Source organism: Streptomyces sp. NPDC054872 (genome assembly GCF_053610705.1).
Map to the genome: position 1 here is coordinate 67,373 of NZ_JBSGYY010000010.1, position 16,192 is coordinate 83,564.

The following is a 16,192-nucleotide window of genomic DNA, read 5'->3' on the forward strand; positions in this document are numbered from 1 at the left end:
CGGTGCGTGGAGGGCTCAGGGTTCGTTGTTGTATTCCTCGACGATCGTCGCGCCCAGCTCGCGGACGATCAGGTCATGGCCGGACAGTGCCGACTCGACCAGGTCAGGGTCGTCGTCCGCCCATGTGTCGTCCTCCGGCGAGACATGGTCCGCCACGCGTCGCTCCGGGGCCGGAGCGGGAGCCGGGGCGGGCGCGGGAGCAGCCGGTGCCGGTCCCGCGGCGGGCTGCGCGGGCTGCGGCGCCTGCCGTTGCTGCTGCGGAGGCGACGGCGCACCGCCCCCGTAGCCACCCGCCGACGACGGTGCGCTTCCCCCGAAGTTGGCTGCCGCGGGCGGCGGCGCCGAGCCCCCCGAGGGGTCGACGATCGCCTCGACCTTCCACTGCACCCCGAACTGCTCGGACAGCGCCTGCCGCAGTACGTCCTCACTGCCGCTGCTGGCGAAGTTGTCCCGCGCCCCCGCGTTCACGAAGCCGATCTGCAGTGTCGTCCCGTCGAAGCCCGCCACCTGGGCGTTCTGGCTCAGCAGGATCCAGGTGAAGCGGCGGCGGCCCTTCACCGCCTCAAGGATGTTCGGCCACAGGGTCCGCGGGTCGGGTCCGCCCACCGGAGCCGACGCCGGGGCCGAAGCCGGTGCTGCCACCGGGGTCGCGGCCGGAGTCGGGGCGGCGGCCGGAGCGGGGCCGGGGGCGGCCGCCGGAGCGCTGCTCCCCGCGGACGCGGCCGTGGGCCAGCCGCCCGGACGCGGGGCCCCTGAGGGGGCGGGAGCGGCGGAGCCGGTCGTCTGCTGCGGACCGCTCCCCGGCGCGGAAGCCGTGGGCCAGCCACCGGGGCGCCGCTCACCGGACGCCGCGGCAGCCGGTGCGGCTTCGGGAGCGGGGGCCGCCTGTACCGGCGGAGCCACCGGTTCCGGGGCCGGAGGAGCGGGAGCAGCTGCCGGAACAGCAGAAGAGGCAGGAGCGGCCGAAGCGGCGGCAGCAGGAGCTTGCCCCCCGCCCCGCACGGCCGCCCGGGCAGCCGCGGCCCCGCCCCCCGGCGGAACCTGCGGATCGACGGGCCCCGCCTGCGGCCCTCCCGAAGGCACCCCCGAGGGCGCCCCCGCCTGCGGACCTGCCTGCGGACCCGCATGGGCGTCGGGCCCGGGGACGTACGCCATCGCCGGCCCCGGCCCTCCGCCCGCCTGCGCACCCGCCATGAAGTTGCCGCCACGCTCCAGCCGGTCGAGGCGGGCCATGAGCGAGCGCTCGTCGTCGTACGCCGCCGGAAGCAGCACGCGGGCGCAGATCAGCTCCAGCTGCAGGCGGGGCGATGTGGCTCCCCGCATCTCCGTGAGGCCCTCGTTCACCAGGTCGGCCGCGCGGCTGAGCTCCGCGCCGCCGAAAACGCTCGCCTGCGCCTGCATCCGCTCCACGACGTCCGACGGGGCGTCGATGAGCCCCTTCTCCGCCGCGTCCGGAACCGCGGCGAGGATCACCAGGTCCCGCAGCCGCTCCAGCAGGTCGGCGACGAAGCGCCGCGGGTCGTTGCCGCGCTCGATGACGTGGTCGACGATCTCGAAGGCGGCGGCGCCGTCCCCCGAGGCGAAGGCCTCCACCACGGAGTCGAGCAACGAACCGTCCGTGTAACCGAGAAGGGACGTTGCCATGGCATACGTCACACCGTCGTCGGCCGCGGAGGCGAGGAGCTGGTCCATGACGGACATCGAGTCACGCACGGACCCGGCACCGGCCCGCACGACCAGCGGGAACACACCGTCCTCGACGGCCATCTGCTCCCGGCCGCACACCTCGGCCAAGTACTCACGGAGGGTCCCCGGCGGCACGAGACGGAACGGATAGTGGTGCGTACGCGACCGGATCGTCCCGATGACCTTCTCGGGCTCCGTCGTCGCGAAGATGAACTTGAGGTGCTCCGGCGGCTCCTCGACCACCTTCAGCAGGGCGTTGAAGCCCGCCGAGGTGACCATGTGCGCCTCATCGATGATGTAGATCTTGTACCGGCTGCTCGCCGGGCCGAAGAAGGCCTTCTCGCGCAGATCACGGGCGTCGTCCACGCCTCCGTGCGAGGCGGCGTCGATCTCGATGACGTCGATCGATCCCGGGCCGTTCCTCGCCAGGTCACGGCAGGACTGGCACTCGCCGCAGGGCGTCGGGGTGGGACCTTGCTCACAGTTGAGACAGCGGGCCAGGATGCGCGCGCTCGTCGTCTTGCCGCAGCCGCGCGGGCCACTGAACAGGTAGGCATGGTTGACCCGGTTGTTGCGCAGCGCCTGCTGCAGCGGGTCGGTTACATGCTCCTGCCCGATGACCTCGGCGAACGACTCCGGGCGATAGCGGCGGTACAACGCGAGAGACGACACACCTATGAGGTTAATGGCGACCACTGACAACCAGGACCGCCCCAACGCAAAGCGCCCCCCACGCACCCGCCAGAGCCAACCTACCCTTGCTGCCTTCCGGCCCTGGGGGAGTTCAGTCAGATAGCGCCACGTGAGGGGCTGAGCCCCACCTTAGCCGATCCCGGGCGCCGGAAGCGACGCCGGACCCCACCTCGATGCCCGCCCCCGGAAGACCGAAGGACGATCTTCCGGTCCGAGCCGGATCGTGTTCGCGAGCACTCCCCAACGTCTTGTATTGTTTGCGGCGGAGGATTCGCCTAGTGGCCTAGGGCGCACGCTTGGAAAGCGTGTTGGGGGCAACCCCTCACGAGTTCGAATCTCGTATCCTCCGCCAGTGCCTCACCGGGCACGAGGTTGATGGGCCCCACTGTTCGCAGTGGGGCCCTTCGACGTTTTCGGGGGTCTTCACGAGCACAGGACCGGCACTCGTTGTACGGCGTTGTTGCCGAAGCCGCCTCGGTTCCAGGGTTGTTCGACGGGCTGGGTATGGCCGGTGGCGTCTGATGCGCGGACTGTCAGGGTGTGGTGGCCGGGGGTTGCCGTCCAGGTGGTGTGCCAGGGCTGCCAGGCCCAGCGGTGCGGGCCGCGCGGGGTGACTTCGGCGGCCGTCCAGGTGTGGCCGTCGTCGGTGCTCAGCTCGACCCGCGTGACGGGGCCGTATCCGGACCAGGCCCGTCCCCGCAGACGCACCGGGCCGCTGGGCACCACCCGTACCCGTGACATGAAGTCCGGGAAGCCCGGCGGGATCAGCAGGGCGCGCGGGGCGATGCGTGTGACGGGCTCGCCGGGGTCGTCGGGGGACTGGCGGTACCTGTACGCCACCGCCTGCTGGAAGCCGGTGAAAGGGGTGTCGACCAGTTCTACGGAGCGGAGCCATTTGACGTTCCCCATGCCGTACCAGCCGGGGACCACGAGCCGCAGCGGGTGGCCGTGCTGGGGCGGGATCGGGGCGCCGTTCATCTCGTACGCGAGCAGCACGTCCGCGTCCACGGGGAGCGGCAGGCTGCGCCGGTAGTCCTGTTCGACGCCGCGCTCCACGCCGTGGTCCGCGCCCGTGAACACGGCCTCGACCGCGCTCTCGTCGCCCCCTGCCGCGGACAGCACGGTCCGCAGGGGCACGCCCGTCCAGTCGGCGGTTCCCACCGCCTCCACCAGCCAGGGCTGGCTGACCGGCCGCGGGGTCAGCCTGGCGCGGCCGTTGCCCGCGCACTCCATCGTGACCCGGTGCGTTACGGACGGCAGTCGCCGCAGTTCCGCGAGGCCGAGGTCCAGGGGCCGGCCGACCCGCCCGCCTACGGAGAGCCGCCAGCTCTCCGCGTCCGCCTCGGGGATGTACGGGATGTCGTAGTGGGTCAGCACGTAGTGCAGGCCCGCGGGGGTGACGCCGTGGCGCAGCGCCTCGAGCGGCAGGCCGTGGTTGCGTGCCGCGAGCGCCAGTTCTTCCTCGCTGATGCCCTCACCGGCGGCGGCGACGCGTCCCGGTGTGCTGACATCGCCCAGGGATGTCGTCCGCTCCATGGCTCCATGGTTGCCCATGCGGGCCGGGTCCGCAGGGGAGTTGGCGGTTGTCAGGATCCGGGGATCCAGTGGTTGTAGATGGTGGACACCTCGGACTTTCCTCCGCTGACCGGCCAGCCGAGTCCGGCCGCCACCGGCATCATCTTCTCGGCGAACGCGTTCATGTGCCCTTCGGACTCCCAGACGTCGTAGATGTCCAGGCCGTTCTCGCCCGGGACACAGACGTGGGCGATACAGCCGTCGAAGATCTCGGGTGTCTCCTGGAGCTTCGCGTTGAGGGTGTCGTACTGATCCGTGGTGATGCCCGGTACGGCAGCGTGCATGAAGATCGCCATCGTGGCTGCTCCTTAGTGAGCGGTTCGGTGTGCTGTGCGGGGTGTGTGAGGCGGAGCTCAGGGCGCCGGCGCGATGTTCTGGTTGGCGTGGAAGAGGTTGGCCGGGTCGTAGGCGTGCTTGATGCGGGCGAGGCGGGCGTAGTGATCCCGGTAGGTGGCCTGCACACGGCTCTGGCTCTCGTCCTCGCCGATGAAGTTCACGTAGGCGCCGCCCATGGAGTGCGGGTGCAGCTCCTCCCAGTAGTCGACGCACCACTGCCTGATCGCCCCGGCGTTGGCCGGGTCCGGGTCGATGCCGCCGATGACCCCGGACCAGACCGCGTCGCGGTACCCCCACGCGGTGTCCTCCTGGTCGACGCGGGCGGCGGCCCCGTCGACGGGGTAGAGGTGCATCGTCGACAGGTCGGTGGGGAGGTTCTCGGCGTACTTCCTGTGTACGTCGATCGCGTCGTCGGTGATCCGGTCGAAGAAGTCGCCGCGCCAGTACCACTGGAGGCCGGTGGGGATCAGCTCGTCGAACATGGTCTGCAGCGCCGGGTAGGGCATCGGCGCGGTGAAGTGGAAGGCGGGCGGGCCCGGTTCGCTCACGGCGGCCAGGGCGTGCTCGGCGTCGTCCGGGTCGCCGGTCCAGCACCACACGACGCCGCACATCTTCTGGCCGTGGATCTCCTCCGGGAACGGCGGGCCCGGCGGAATGGTGAGCGCGGCGAAGAAGCCGTTCAGGTCGTCGGGTGCCTGCGGCAGGAAGTCGCGGTACCAGCGCAGTACGTCGCCGGTCAGGTCGACCGGCCACACGGTGATCGAAGCGACCACGTCACCCACCGGGTGCAGCCGGAAGCGGAACGAGGTGACGACGCCGAAGTTGCCGCCTCCGCCGCGCAGGGCCCAGAACAGGTCCGGGTGCTGGGACTCGCTCGCGGTGACGAAGCTGCCGTCGGCGAGCACGACGTCCGCGGCGACGAGGTTGTCGATCGTCAGGCCGTACTTGCGGGTGAGGTGGCCGTGGCCGCCGCCGAGGGTGAGGCCGCCGACGCCGGTCGTCGACATGATTCCGGCGGGGGTGGCGAGGCCGAAGGCGTGGGCGGCGTGGTCCAGGTCGCCGAGCTGGCTGCCGCCGCCGACCCGTGCTGTCCTCGCCACGGGGTCGACGCGCGCCCAGCGCATGGGGCAGAGATCGATGGTGACGCCCTCGTCGACCTCGCAGAGCCCGGCGCCGCTGTGGCCGCCGCCCCGGACGGCGAGCTCCAGGCCCCGGTCGCGGACGAAGTCGACGGCGGCCATGACGTCCGCCGCGTCGGCGCACCGCACGAGGGCGGCCGGGCGCCGGTCGATCATCGCGTTGTAGAGGGTGCGGGCCCGGTCGTACTCGGGGTCCGTCGGGCCGATGACCGGGCCGCGCAGCGCGGCTCTCATGTCTTCGAGGGTGCTGCCGTCCATGACGGGCTCCTTGCCGAGGCGCGGACCGCTTCCCGCAACCGCCCTCCCCGTTTCGGGCCGTCGGTGAGCGGTTCGTGCGCCGGCGTCCTGGCGCCCCCCGTCAGCCGCGGAGCCGGCCTCTCCGGCGTCCGGAACTGACTTCTCCAGCGTCCCGCCGTTCGGCCGGGCCCGCAATTCACCGGCGCCCCACATTGCGTCACGGGCGCCCGCGATCGCGTCACCGGGCGCCCCGCAGACACGCCCGACGCGCCCCGACGCGCCCGACAGGCCCCGACAGGCCCCGACAGGCCCTGTCAGTCCCGTGGCCGCTCGACGAAGAAGCTGTCGTGCTCGACGAGGAACTCGCCGAACTCCTTGCCGCCCTTCTGCGCCATCTCCGCCACCTGCTCGAAGTACTCCTCGCGCGGGGCGCCCGGCGCGAACAGCAGGAGCATGGAGGCGGGGTCGTCGCCGTCGTTCTTGAAGGCGTGCAGGCCACCGACCGGGACGTAAAGGAAGTCGCCGGGGCCGCCGGTGATCCAGCGGTCGCCGTCGTAGAGCTGGACCTGGCCGGACAGGACGAAGAAGGACTCCGAGATCGACTTGTGGAAGTGGGTCTTCGGCCCGGGGGCCTTCGGGCCCAAGTCCACTTTGTAGAGGCCGAATTCACCGCCGGTGGAGGCGTGTGTCGCGAGGTAGTGCGTGCGGTTGCCGCCGGGGCGTACCAGCTCGGGCTCCTGGCCGGCCGGTCTGAACACGGCGTTGATCTCGCCCTTTTCGCCGAGATAGCGGGGCTCCGGGTAGGACATGTTCCGCTCCTTGCGTCATCACACGGTCACTCGCGTCGTGACACGGTCAGTTGGCGCTCACTGGTCGCCGACCTTATCCAGCGGGCGCCAGCCCACCCTGTTAGTCGCCCGCCCACCCTGTTAGTTGTACGAAAGGTTTGCAGGGCAGGATTAAGCTGGTCTGCATGCTTGATACGCGGCGCATGCAGGTCCTCCGGGCAGTGGTCACCAGCGGCTCCGTGACCGCGGCGGCACGCAACCTCGGGTACACACCCTCCGCGGTCAGCCAGCAGATGGCGGCCCTGGAGAAGGAGGCGGGCATCGCCCTCCTGGAGCGCACCGGCCGCGGGGTGCGGGCCACGGACGCCGGGCGGCTGCTCACCGAGTACGCGGTGGCGATCGGCAAACAGCTCGCCGAGGCGGAGACGGCACTGGCCGGGCTGCGGGCGGGGCGTACGGGCCGGGTCACGATGCGGTACTTCACGACGGCGGGCGCCAAGCTGGTCGCCCCGGCGCTGGCGGCGCTCCGGCGCGTGCAGCCGGGTGTGCAGGTCGAGTTGAAGCTGTCGGACCCCGACGACCCGCTGCCCGCTGTCCGGGACCGGCAGGCCGATCTCGCCCTCGTGGTCAGGCCGCGGGACCAACTGGGCGTAGACGGCGTCCGGTTCGAGCACCTCCTGGACGACCGGTACAAGGCGGTGCTGCCCGTGGGGCATCCCCTGGCCTCGAAGCGGCTCCTGGAGATGACGGACCTGGCCGACGAGCCGTGGGTGGCGAGCGAGTCGCCGGGGCCGTGCCTCGATCCCGTCCTCGACGCGTGCGGGTCGGCCGGCTTCAGCCCGGACTTCGTGGTGGAGAGCGGGGACTACGCCACGGCGCAGGGCTTCGTCGCCGCGGGCCTCGGCGTCAGCCTCGTACCGGAACTGGGCCTGGACACGCCCCACTCCGGCGTCGTCGTCCGCGAGGTCCGCAATCCGGTGCCGCTCCGGTCGATCCACGCGGCGGTGCGGGGGCCGGCTCCGGACCGCCCGGCGGTCGGGGGGCTCCTGGACGCGCTCCGGGCCACGGCGGCCGAGGTGTCGGAGGCGGTCGAGACGGTCGAGAGGGTCGGCGGGGTCGAAGCCGTCTAAGTATCGGAGGGGGGGTGGGTTTTGCCCGGCTTTATGTTAAATACAAGCTATGTCGCAGCCGGGGACCCTCATCCTGATCATGGCCATCGCCGTGCTCGCACCCCTCCTCACCCACGGCTTCAGCCGCTGGCTCCCCGTCCCCCTCGTCATCTTCGAGATCCTGCTCGGCATCCTCATCGGCCCCGACGTGCTGGGGTGGGCCCATCAGGACGCGGTCATCGAGGTGCTCTCGGACCTCGGCCTCTCGATGCTGATCTTTCTCGCGGGGTACGAGATCCAGTTCGGCGCCGTGCGCGGCGACACCCTGCGGCGTTCGGTGTGGGCGTGGGTGATCTCGCTGGCGCTCGGACTCGGCGTCGCGTTCGCGCTGACCGCGGGCGCCGTCACCAAGAGCTTCGTCATCGGCACGGCGCTGACCAGCACCGCGCTCGGTACGGTGCTCCCGATCCTGCGCGACTCCGGGGACCTGCGGGGCCGCTTCGGGACGGTGATGATGGCCTTCGGGGCGGTCGGCGAGTTCGGCCCGATCATCGCGATGTCGCTGCTCCTGAGCGGACGCGCCCCCGGCGTCTCGACCGTGGTGCTCGTCGCCTTCGCCGCCGTCACGGCCGCCGCGGTCTTCTGGGCGCTGCGGCCGAGGCCGCCCTGGTTCGCCCAGGTCATCGCCAAGACCCTGCACAGCAGCGGCCAGTTCGCGGTGCGCTTCGTGATGCTGCTGCTCGCCGCGATGCTCGGCCTCTCGTACGCCTTCGGCCTCGACACGCTCCTGGGCGCGTTCGCGGCGGGCCTGCTCACCCGGCTCGTGCTGCAGGGCGCGGTGCCCGGGAGCAGCGAGGTGATCCTCGGGAAGATCGAGGCCATGGGCTTCGGCTTCCTGGTGCCGGTCTTCTTCATCGTCACCGGCATCGACTTCGACCTGGCCGCCCTGCTGGACGGCGGCCGTCCACTCCTCCTGCTGCCCGTCTTCCTCCTCCTCTTCCTCGTCGTACGCGGCCTGCCGGTGTACTTCCTCGCCCCGCGTGACCTGGCCGCACACGACCGGCGCGCGCTCACGCTCTACTCCTCGACGGCCCTGCCGCTCGTCGTCGCGATCACCACCATCGGCCTGGACGACAAGGCCCTGACGGCGGGTGAGGCCGCGGCGCTCGTCGGTGCCGCGATGGTGTCGGTGCTCGTCTTCCCGCTGCTTGCGCTGAGGCTGCGGGCACGCTCGCCCCGCAGCCTCAGCGTCCCCGGCACCGGCTAGCCGAGGGCGACGAGCTCGCGGTGGTCCGGGCCCCACAGGTCCTCCGTCCCGTCCGGCAGGAGCAGCACGCGGTCGGGCCGCAGCGCGTCGACGGCCCCTTCGTCGTGCGTCACCATCACGATCGCGCCGGGGTACGTGCCCACCGCGCCGAGCACTTCGTCGCGCGAGGCCGGGTCGAGGTTGTTGGTCGGCTCGTCGAGGAGCAGCACGTTCGCCCCCGAGTGCACGAGCCCCGCCAGCGCGAGGCGCGTCTTCTCGCCGCCGGAGAGCACCTCGGCGGGCTTGTCGGCGTCGTCCCCGCGGAACAGGAAGGCCCCGAGGACGCCCCGCACCTCACCGTCCGTCAGGCCGGGAGCGGCGGCGGCGAGATTCTCCCGCACCGTCATCCCCGGGTCGAGGGTGTCGTGCTCCTGCGCGAAGTAGCCGAGCCGGGCGCCGTGACCGTGCACCACACGGCCGCTGTCCGGGAGTTCGGCCCCGGCGAGGAGGCGCAGGAGGGTGGTCTTCCCCGCGCCGTTGAACCCCAGGACGACAAGCCGGCTCCCCCGGTCGACGGCCAGGTCGACACCGCCGAGCACGCGATGGCCTCCGTACGCCTTCACCAGGCTGACCGCACCGAGCGGCGTACGCCCGCACGGCGCGGGCTCGGGCAGCCGGATCCGCGCGACCCGCTCGCTCCGCCGCGCGGGCTCGGTGGCGGCGAGCATCCGGTCGGCACGGCGGGCCATGTTCTTCGCCGCGGTGGCGGTGGCGACGTGCGCGCGCATCTTCTCCGCCTGGCTGCGCAGCGAGGCGGCCTTCCGCTCGGCGTTGGCCCGCTCACGGCCGCGCCGCCGCTCGTCGGCCGCGCGCTGGTCGAGATAGGTGCGCCAGCCGGTGTTGTGCACGTCGAGGGCGGCGCGGCCCGGGTCGAGGGCGAAGACGCGGTTGACGGTGTCCGCGAGGAGCCCGGTGTCATGGCTGATGAGCACGAGCCCGCCCGGATAGGAACCCAGGTACCCCCGCAGCCAGCCCACCGAATCGGCGTCCAGGTGGTTGGTCGGCTCGTCGAGGAGCAGGGTGTCGTGGCGCGAGAAGAGGATGCGGGCCAGCTCCACGCGGCGCCGCTGGCCGCCGGAGAGGTGGCCGACCGGCGCGTCCATCGTGCGCTCGGGGAGCCCGAGCCCGGCGGCCACGCGAGCGGCCTCCGCCTCGGCGGCGTACCCGCCCCGGGCCTGGAACGCGTCGTCCGCGCGGGCGTAGGCGTCCATGGCCCGCCGCTGCTCGGCGGCACTGCTCGCGGCGGCCATGGCGCTCTCGGCGGTACGCAGGGCCCGCGCCGCCCGGTCGAGACCGCGGGCGGAGAGGATGCGAGCCGTGACGGTGCCGTGCGGGTCGGCGGCGGCGGGGTCCTGGGCGAGGTAGCCGAGGGAGCCGGTGCGGGTGAGGGTGCCCGCGGCCGGGGCGAGCTGCCCCGCGAGGGCCTTGAGCAGGGTGGTCTTCCCGGCGCCGTTACGGCCCACGAGGCCGATGCGGTCGCCGGGGGCGATGTGGAAGGAGGCGCCGGCCAGCAGAAGCCGGGCGCCGCCGCGGACGTCGATGCGTCGGGCGGTGATCATGGGGTAACGCTCCGCAGTAGCGAATGGACACACGGGTGACGTGGAGACCGGTGTCCTGGCTAGGAGATGCGGGGCGTCGACATACGGCGAGGGTAGCGACCCGGGTTCCGGGAGCGCACGCGGATTTCCCCGCCACGGCTTCCTCGGACTCCAAGGCCTCGCCGTCCGTCCTCGCCGCCCTCCCCGGGGCGGGCCCGCACCGCCGTGCGGAGCCCCGCTCGGCGCGGGATGATCGAGCCCATGGACGTCACCCTGCACCTGGCCCAGGAGCCGGAAGCCGATGAGCTCCTCGGCCGCAGTCCGCTGGCCGCGCTCGTCGGGATGCTGCTGGACCAGCAGGTTCCGATGGAGTGGGCGTTCGCGGGCCCGCACACGATCGCGCGGCGGTTGAACGCGGACGATCTCGACGCGCACGAGATCGCGGCATACGACCCCGAGGAGTTCGCCGCCCTGCTCTCCGCGAAGCCCGCGGTGCATCGTTATCCGGGGTCGATGGCGAAGCGGATCCAGCAGCTGTGCGCGTACCTCGTGGAGCATTACGGGGGTGACCCCACCGCCCTGTGGGAGGGCGCCGCGTCCGGCAAGGATCTCCTGAAGCGCCTGAACGACCTCCCCGGCTTCGGCAAGCAGAAGTCCCAGATCTTCCTGGCCCTGCTCGGCAAGCAGTTGGGCGTACGTCCTGACGGCTGGCGGGAGGCCGCGGGGGCCTACGGGGAGCCGGACGCGTTTCGCTCGGTCGCGGACATCACGGGGCCTGAATCCCTGCGGCGGGTCCGCGCCCACAAGCAGCAGCTCAAGGCCGCGAAGGCCTCCGGCCAGTGAACCGGGTCCAGCCGTCCCGCCCCTTTCCCTGACCGAACAAGCCTCTCCCTCCCACCCACCCGAGCACCCCGCATCCACCCGTGACCGAACAAGCTCTCCCGATCACCCCGCGGCTCCAGAGGGTGGGCGAGCTTGTTCGGGCAAGTGCGGAGAGGCCGGTGGAGTGGGGATTGCTCTGGCACCCCCGTAGCCCAAGAGGGCGGATCTCTGCGGTGGGTAAGGGCAATCGGGGTCGGCCGTGGGACATGACCCTCATGAGCCGCGTCGCGTTCCGCCGTCCCGCGTGGCTTCGCGCTGTTCTCATTCTGCTGGCCCTCCTCGGTACCGTCCTCGCCCCCGGCACACCCTCCGAAGCCGCCCCCGCGCCGCCCGCGGCCGTCTCCACCGAGCCCACCGGGGAGGCCCACCAGGACGTCGCCGAGGGTTCCGTCCGGGTGGCCGGCAGACGCCCCGTCACCGCCACCGTCCCGGCTGCCCGCCCCCGCGCCCCACGCCGGAGCCTCCCCCTCCCCGCCCGGTGCCGCAGACACGTGCCCGCACCACGTTCCGTCGTCCTCCGCTGCTGACAGGTTCCGTCACCCACGACCACGACCACCACAGCAGCGAACCGAGGACAGGACAGACACCCATGCCCATCGACCCGTACGCGGCCCTGCACGCCCTCCTCCGCGCCGAAGCCGTACGCAACGCGCCCGAACCCGGCCCCGTCACCCCGGCCCCCGCGCAGCCGGAAGAGGCCGGTCAGCAGGAGGAGAAGGAGCGGCCCGCGCAGCCCAGGCACGACCGGTAATCACCCCGAGGCGAAGAGGTGCAGAGGCGCAGACGCCGACGCCAGGCGCCCCCGCCAGGCTCAGCGTCTGCGCCGCGCCGTCCCGAACACCGAGCGCGAGATCTCCCGCCCGATCTGCGTCCCCAACGACCGCGCGAGCGACTTGAAGATCCCGCTCCCCACCACCTGGTCCACCACGGACCCGGAAGCCTCCGCCTTGCCGCCCTTGCCGCCCCCGGCCCCCGCCTTCGCCGCCTCCGCGGCCGCCGCGACCTCCGCGGCCGCCTCCTCCGCCTCCGCCTGACGCGCGGTCAGCTTCTCGTACGCCGACTCGCGGTCGACCGCCTCCGCGTACCGCCCGTACAGCGCCGAACCCTTCACCGCCGCGTCGAGCGCGCCGGCCTCCACCGGTCCCATCAGCGATTCCGGGGCCCGCAGCCGTGTCACGGCCACCGGCGTGGGCGCGCCCTTCTCGCTCAGTACGGTGATCGCCGCCTCGCCCGTGCCGAGCGCGGTCAGCGTCTCCTCCAGGTCGTACGCCGAGTTCGGGAACGTACGGACCGTCGCCTTCAGCGCCTTCTGGTCGTCCGGGGTGAAGGCCCGCAGCGCGTGCTGGACACGGTTGCCCAGCTGGGCGAGGACGTCGGAAGGCACGTCCTTCGGCGTCTGCGTCACGAAGAAGACCCCGACCCCCTTCGAGCGGATCAGCCGCACGGTCTGCGTGATCGCCTCGAGGAACGCCTTCGACGCCCCGTTGAAGAGCAGGTGCGCCTCGTCGAAGAAGAAGACGAGCTTCGGCTTCTCCACGTCGCCCACCTCGGGCAGGTCGTTGTAGAGATCCGCGAGCAGCCACATCAGGAACGTCGAGAAGAGCTGCGGCTTGTCCTGTACGGCGGGCAGTTCGAGCACCGACACGAGGCCCCGCCCGTCCGGCGCGGTCCGCAGGAACTCGCTCGTGTCGAACTCCGGCTCCCCGAAGAAGTCCCCCATGCCCTGCGCCTCGAAGGTGGTCAGGGCCCGCAGGATGACGCCCGCGGTGACCGTGGAGAGCCCGCCGATCCCCTTCAGCTCGGACTTGCCCTCGTCCGACGTCAGGAAGGTCACCACGGCCCGCAGGTCCTTCAGGTCGACCAGTTCGAGCCCTTTTTGATCGGCGTAGTAGAAGATCAGGCCGAGCGACTGCTCCTGGGTCTGATTCAGCTGCAGCACCTTCGAGAGCAGCACGGGGCCGAAGCTCGTGATCGTGGCCCGCACCGGAATCCCGGTGCCGATCCCGCCCAGCGCGTAGAACTCGCTCGGGAAACCCTTCGCCTCCCACGTCTGTCCGACCTCCCGCGCCCGCTCGGCGACCTTGTCGCCGCTCTCCCCCGGCGCCGAGATCCCGGACACGTCCCCCTTGATGTCGGCGAGGAACACCGGCACGCCCTGCGCGGCCAGCTGCTCGGCGATGAGCTGGAGGGTCTTCGTCTTGCCCGTGCCGGTCGCGCCCGCGACGAGCCCGTGCCGGTTGAGCATGGCCAACGGGACGCGGATCCGGGCGTCGGGCAGACATGCCCCGTCCCACAGGAGCGTGCCGAGGTCAAGGGCGGGCCCGGCGAAGGCGTAGCCGGAGACGATCTCCATCGCTTCCCGGGGCAGCGCGGCGCCCCCACCGGAACCATCCCCTCCGGTCGTCACCCCTGTGACCGGCGAAGACACGTTAGAGGGGTTTGCGGGTCCGGTCATGGACGGGATCGGCTGGCTGTCGCTCACTTCTGCCCCTGCTCCCGGCTTGAGTGTTCCCGGTTTGCCCCGATATCAGGCGTCATTTCCCAGAGTCGCACTGCGTCTCCATGGCTGCGCCCGGAGAGCCTTGCCCGGTAGGCTTTCCGTGTGATCTTCAAGCGCATCGGAAACGGCCGGCCGTACCCCGACCACGGCCGGGAAAGCACCCGGCAGTGGGCGGATGTCGCGCCGCGCCCGGTCCGCCTCGATCAGCTCGTGACGACCAAGGGCCAGCTGGACCTAGAGACGCTCCTCGCGGAGGACTCGACGTTCTACGGCGACCTGTTCGCGCACGTGGTGAAGTGGCAGGGCGACCTGTACCTGGAAGACGGGCTGCACCGCGCGGTCCGCGCGGCGCTCCAGCAGCGCCAGGTGCTGCACGCCCGCGTACTCGAACTGGGCTGACGGCGGCACACAGCCGTGACACCGGGCACGCATGCCTTCACGCGTGCCCGCCCTGCGTCGTGGCCTCCCCGCGCCGCGTCGTGCCCGCCCCGCGTCGTGCCCACGCCCCCGTTCCAGTGGCCCCGGCTGTCGCGCCCACGCCCGCATTGGCCCTTTCGGGTTGGACTGAGCCCGAGCCAATGATCATTTAGTAGGCATCACGGCGTCGTCGCACTACGCTGCGCCCATGAGCATGCTCACTCCCCCCGGCATGGGCGGCAAGTACCGCATCACGGGGGCCAAGTACCCGCGAATGCGCCGACCCCGTGGCCGCGGCAGGCTCGTGCTCGCGGTGGTCGCGTCCGTCGTGGCCGTCGGCCTGATCGGCTGGGGAACACTGCAGCTCATCGATGTCTTCACGGGGGGCGACAAGGCCACCGCGGCGACCTCGCGCAGCGGCTGCGCGGCCAAGCCCGCCCCCTCGGCCGAACAGACCGCCCCCAAGGCGCTGCCCAAGCCGGGCGCGGTCAAGGTCAACGTCTACAACGCCACGCCCCGCTCGGGCCTCGCCAAGGACGTCGCGGCCGAGCTCAAGAAGCGCGGCTTCGCCATCGGCAAGGTGGACAACGCGCCGAAGGAGTACGACAAGAAGGTCAAGGGCACCGGGCTCCTGCTCGGCGCCAAGACCGCCACGGACACCGCGCTGCCGGTCCTCGGCACGCAGCTCGCGGGCACCGAGAGCAAGGCCGACGCCCGCAAGGGCGGCGAGGTGGACCTCATCCTGGGCTCGAAGTTCAAGGATCTGGCAAAGAAAGAGGACGCCGACAAGGCTCTGGCGGTACTTGCCAAACCCAAGCCGGCGCCCTCGACGTCCAACGGCAAGAAGGACTGCTGAGCGGTCTGCTGAGCGCTACTCCGCGGTCCCGTACATCCGGTCACCGGCGTCGCCGAGGCCCGGGACGATGTAGCCGTTCTCGTTGAGCCGCTCGTCCACCGACGCCGTCACGACCGTCACCGGCGTGCCCGCGAGCTCACGCTCCATGATCTCGACGCCCTCGGGCGCGGCGAGGAGCACCACGGCGGTGACATCGTCGGCGCCGCGCTTGATCAGTTCCTGGATGGCCGCGACGAGCGTGCCACCGGTGGCCAGCATCGGGTCCAGGACGTACACCTGACGTCCGGAGAGGTCCTCCGGCATGCGCGTCGCGTACGTCGACGCCTGCAGGGTCTCCTCGTCGCGGATCATCCCGAGGAAGCCCACCTCGGCGGTCGGCAGAAGCCGCACCATGCCGTCCAGCATGCCGAGCCCGGCACGCAGGATCGGCACGACCAGGGGGCGCGGGTGCGACAGCTTGACGCCGGTCGTCGGGGTGACCGGGGTCTCGATGTCGACCTGCTCGGTGCGCACGTCCCGGGTTGCCTCGTACGCGAGCAGGGTGACCAGCTCGTCGGCGAGACGCCGGAAGGTAGGTGAGTCGGTGCGCTTGTCGCGCAGCGTGGTGAGTTTGTGCGCCACCAGCGGGTGGTCGACGACGTGGATACGCATGCTTCAACGGTAACCGCGCCCGGGACCACCCGGTCTCCCCCGTTACGGCCACCTCCGCCGCCTCCCCGGAACATTTCGCGCTGGCATCAAACCCGCCGTACGGGGGAAAGTGGACGTACGACCTGGGGTGGTGTTGCCCATGCCGGACAGAGAGCCCGGTGGCCGAGAGCCGGACCGCGAGACCGAAGCCGAGCGCCGGCGCCGGCGTGCCCAGTTCCTGAACGAAAGGGCCGAGGCCCTTGAGCTCCGCGACCGTGTGAAGCCGCGCCGCGCCCGGGCGGCACGGATGCGTCAGCAGATGCGTATGCGCACGTTCCGCTGGTAGCGCCCACCTCTCACGCAGGCATCGGGGAGCTGTCCGGGAAACGCGACGCGGACACAGCGGGCGGAAGACCTCTCCTCAGGCCGTGGTTTCTGCCACGATTCCGAGTGGGCGGGGCTTGGAACAGCAACTCCCCCGCTCCCCGAACTCGCCGGGG

General features: G+C 71.7%; 16 protein-coding genes, 1 tRNA gene and 1 other RNA gene. 9 read left to right on the forward strand and 9 right to left on the reverse strand.

The genetic code is table 11. The features are described from left to right. Positions 1-15 precede the first annotated feature (15 nt). Positions 16-2,358, reverse strand: coding sequence for a DNA polymerase III subunit gamma and tau (locus ACWGIH_RS14415; protein ID WP_453448440.1), 2,343 nt, complete (start codon positions 2,356-2,358; stop codon positions 16-18). A gap of 44 nt (positions 2,359-2,402) precedes the next feature. After that, positions 2,403-2,501, reverse strand: an RNA gene (gene ffs / locus ACWGIH_RS14420) — signal recognition particle sRNA small type. Between the two features lie 142 nt (positions 2,502-2,643). Between ffs and ACWGIH_RS14425 the strand changes: the two genes are divergently transcribed. Next, positions 2,644-2,731, forward strand: a tRNA-Ser gene (locus tag ACWGIH_RS14425). Between the two features lie 71 nt (positions 2,732-2,802). Here ACWGIH_RS14425 and ACWGIH_RS14430 read toward each other — a convergent pair. The 4 genes from ACWGIH_RS14430 to ACWGIH_RS14445 all read right to left on the reverse strand — a co-directional run bounded on the left by ACWGIH_RS14430 (position 2,803) and on the right by ACWGIH_RS14445 (position 6,475). Next, positions 2,803-3,915, reverse strand: coding sequence for a sulfite oxidase (locus tag ACWGIH_RS14430; RefSeq protein WP_453448441.1), 1,113 nt, complete (start codon positions 3,913-3,915; stop codon positions 2,803-2,805). Between the two features lie 50 nt (positions 3,916-3,965). Further along, complete coding sequence (locus ACWGIH_RS14435; protein ID WP_453448442.1) at positions 3,966-4,250, reverse strand: hypothetical protein; 285 nt, start codon at positions 4,248-4,250, stop codon at positions 3,966-3,968. Positions 4,251-4,307: 57 nt separating this feature from the next. After that, a complete protein-coding gene (locus ACWGIH_RS14440; RefSeq protein ID WP_453448443.1) occupies positions 4,308-5,687 on the reverse strand; it encodes an FAD-binding oxidoreductase in 1,380 nt (459 codons plus the stop codon). Between the two features lie 293 nt (positions 5,688-5,980). After that, positions 5,981-6,475, reverse strand: a complete 495-nt coding sequence (locus ACWGIH_RS14445; RefSeq protein ID WP_453448444.1) for a cupin domain-containing protein — start codon at positions 6,473-6,475, stop codon at positions 5,981-5,983. Between the two features lie 164 nt (positions 6,476-6,639). On the opposite strand from ACWGIH_RS14445, the gene ACWGIH_RS14450 reads away from it, so the two are divergent. Next, complete coding sequence (locus ACWGIH_RS14450) at positions 6,640-7,584, forward strand: LysR family transcriptional regulator (RefSeq protein WP_453448445.1); 945 nt, start codon at positions 6,640-6,642, stop codon at positions 7,582-7,584. Between the two features lie 49 nt (positions 7,585-7,633). Next, positions 7,634-8,830: a cation:proton antiporter gene (locus ACWGIH_RS14455; RefSeq protein ID WP_453448446.1), complete on the forward strand. Its 1,197-nt coding sequence runs from the start codon at positions 7,634-7,636 to the stop codon at positions 8,828-8,830. Here the strand turns inward: ACWGIH_RS14455 and ACWGIH_RS14460 are convergent. Then, positions 8,827-10,428: an ABC-F family ATP-binding cassette domain-containing protein gene (locus ACWGIH_RS14460; protein WP_453448447.1), complete on the reverse strand. Its 1,602-nt coding sequence runs from the start codon at positions 10,426-10,428 to the stop codon at positions 8,827-8,829. The two genes, ACWGIH_RS14455 and ACWGIH_RS14460, sit on opposite strands and share 4 nt — an antisense overlap. Before the next feature lie 240 nt (positions 10,429-10,668). On the opposite strand from ACWGIH_RS14460, the gene ACWGIH_RS14465 reads away from it, so the two are divergent. The 3 genes from ACWGIH_RS14465 to ACWGIH_RS14475 all read left to right on the forward strand — a co-directional run bounded on the left by ACWGIH_RS14465 (position 10,669) and on the right by ACWGIH_RS14475 (position 12,040). After that, complete coding sequence (locus ACWGIH_RS14465; protein WP_453448448.1) at positions 10,669-11,250, forward strand: HhH-GPD-type base excision DNA repair protein; 582 nt, start codon at positions 10,669-10,671, stop codon at positions 11,248-11,250. A 254-nt stretch (positions 11,251-11,504) separates the two neighbouring features. Then, complete coding sequence (locus tag ACWGIH_RS14470; RefSeq protein WP_453448449.1) at positions 11,505-11,816, forward strand: hypothetical protein; 312 nt, start codon at positions 11,505-11,507, stop codon at positions 11,814-11,816. Positions 11,817-11,878: 62 nt separating this feature from the next. Next, positions 11,879-12,040, forward strand: coding sequence for a hypothetical protein (locus tag ACWGIH_RS14475; RefSeq protein ID WP_453448450.1), 162 nt, complete (start codon positions 11,879-11,881; stop codon positions 12,038-12,040). Between the two features lie 60 nt (positions 12,041-12,100). Here the strand turns inward: ACWGIH_RS14475 and ACWGIH_RS14480 are convergent, their stop codons facing one another. Beyond that, positions 12,101-13,642, reverse strand: coding sequence for a helicase HerA-like domain-containing protein (locus ACWGIH_RS14480; protein WP_453448476.1), 1,542 nt, complete (start codon positions 13,640-13,642; stop codon positions 12,101-12,103). Between the two features lie 249 nt (positions 13,643-13,891). Between ACWGIH_RS14480 and ACWGIH_RS14485 the strand changes: the two genes are divergently transcribed. Both ACWGIH_RS14485 and ACWGIH_RS14490 read left to right on the forward strand, forming a co-directional pair. After that, a complete protein-coding gene (locus ACWGIH_RS14485) occupies positions 13,892-14,188 on the forward strand; it encodes a type II toxin-antitoxin system VapB family antitoxin (protein WP_003955420.1) in 297 nt (98 codons plus the stop codon). Positions 14,189-14,414: 226 nt separating this feature from the next. Then, positions 14,415-15,062 carry a LytR C-terminal domain-containing protein gene (locus ACWGIH_RS14490; protein ID WP_453448451.1) on the forward strand — a complete coding sequence of 216 codons (648 nt, stop codon included), beginning with the start codon at positions 14,415-14,417 and terminating at the stop codon, positions 15,060-15,062. Positions 15,063-15,077: 15 nt separating this feature from the next. Here the strand turns inward: ACWGIH_RS14490 and upp are convergent, their stop codons facing one another. Beyond that, complete coding sequence (gene upp, locus ACWGIH_RS14495) at positions 15,078-15,713, reverse strand: uracil phosphoribosyltransferase (protein ID WP_363210194.1); 636 nt, start codon at positions 15,711-15,713, stop codon at positions 15,078-15,080. Between the two features lie 139 nt (positions 15,714-15,852). On the opposite strand from upp, the gene ACWGIH_RS14500 reads away from it, so the two are divergent. Then, positions 15,853-16,038 (forward strand): hypothetical protein, encoded by a 186-nt coding sequence (locus tag ACWGIH_RS14500; RefSeq protein ID WP_453448452.1) that lies wholly within the window; start codon positions 15,853-15,855, stop codon positions 16,036-16,038. Positions 16,039-16,192: the final 154 nt, after the last annotated feature.